We start from the raw sequence: 1,533 nt of genomic DNA, 5'->3' as shown, positions 1-1,533 counted from the left end.
CCGTAGCTTCGGTACCTGGTTTGAGCCCCGTTACATCTTCCGCGCAGGCCGACTCGACTAGTGAGCTATTACGCTTTCTTTAAAGGGTGGCTGCTTCTAAGCCAACCTCCTAGCTGTCTAAGCCTTCCCACATCGTTTCCCACTTAACCAGGATTTTGGGACCTTAGCTGACGGTCTGGGTTGTTTCCCTTTTCACGACGGACGTTAGCACCCGCCGTGTGTCTCCCATGCTCGGCACTTGTAGGTATTCGGAGTTTGCATCGGTTTGGTAAGTCGGGATGACCCCCTAGCCGAAACAGTGCTCTACCCCCTACAGTGATACATGAGGCGCTACCTAAATAGCTTTCGAGGAGAACCAGCTATCTCCGAGCTTGATTAGCCTTTCACTCCGATCCACAGGTCATCCGCTAACTTTTCAACGGTAGTCGGTTCGGTCCTCCAGTTAGTGTTACCCAACCTTCAACCTGCCCATGGATAGATCGCCCGGTTTCGGGTCTATACCCAGCGACTAAACGCCCTATTAAGACTCGCTTTCGCTACGCCTCCCCTATTCGGTTAAGCTCGCCACTGAATATAAGTCGCTGACCCATTATACAAAAGGTACGCAGTCACAGAACAAGTCTGCTCCCACTGCTTGTACGCATACGGTTTCAGGTTCTATTTCACTCCCCTCTCCGGGGTTCTTTTCGCCTTTCCCTCACGGTACTGGTTCACTATCGGTCAGTCAGTAGTATTTAGCCTTGGAGGATGGTCCCCCCATATTCAGACAAAGTTTCTCGTGCTCCGTCCTACTCGATTTCATTGACAAGAGATTTTCGCGTACAGGGCTATCACCCACTATGGCCGCACTTTCCAGAGCGTTCCGCTAATCTCAAATCAACTTAAGGGCTGGTCCCCGTTCGCTCGCCACTACTAAGGGAATCTCGGTTGATTTCTTTTCCTCAGGGTACTTAGATGTTTCAGTTCCCCTGGTTCGCCTCTTGTACCTATGTATTGAGTACAAGATACCCAGCTTATGCTGGGTGGGTTCCCCCATTCAGAGATCTCCGGATCAAAGTCTGTTTGCCGACTCCCCGAAGCTTATCGCAGGCTACCACGTCTTTCATCGCCTCTGACTGCCAAGGCATCCACCGTATGCGCTTATTCACTTGACCATATAACCCCAAGCAATCTTGGGATCACGGTTGTGAAGACAACATCGAATTTTACCTTAGCCTGCTCACACCAGCAGTGAAACTGGTCTGAACAGTCTAACTTTCTATCACATACCCAAATTTTTAAAGAACGATTCTGGAAAAGACCAGAAATCAACATTCACGCCTTGCGTTGCAAGGGAATGCTCATTTCTAAGCTTTCAAACAGATGAAATGGTGGAGCCAAGCGGGATCGAACCGCTGACCTCCTGCGTGCAAGGCAGGCGCTCTCCCAGCTGAGCTATGGCCCCCAAACAAAATTGGTGGGTCTGGGCAGATTCGAACTGCCGACCTCACCCTTATCAGGGGTGCGCTCTAACCAACTGAGCTACAGACCCAA

At 50.6% G+C, this 1,533-nt stretch carries 2 tRNA genes and 1 rRNA gene (1 of these 3 cut by a window edge); all 3 read right to left on the bottom strand.

Annotation, left to right across the window (positions count from 1 at the left end):
- Positions 1-1,154: ribosomal RNA gene (locus ACWKV4_RS20545) — 23S ribosomal RNA — on the bottom strand (it extends 1,466 nt beyond the left edge of the window).
- A gap of 214 nt (positions 1,155-1,368) precedes the next feature.
- Positions 1,369-1,444 (bottom strand) — tRNA-Ala (locus tag ACWKV4_RS20540).
- Positions 1,445-1,454: 10 nt separating this feature from the next.
- Positions 1,455-1,531: transfer RNA gene (locus ACWKV4_RS20535), tRNA-Ile, on the bottom strand.
- Between the last annotated feature and the right edge of the window lie 2 nt (positions 1,532-1,533).

This window comes from Pseudomonas artemisiae, assembly GCF_057128685.1.
The sequence above is the reverse complement of the archived record's forward strand: the minus strand, read 5'-3'. Positions and strand labels throughout refer to the sequence as shown.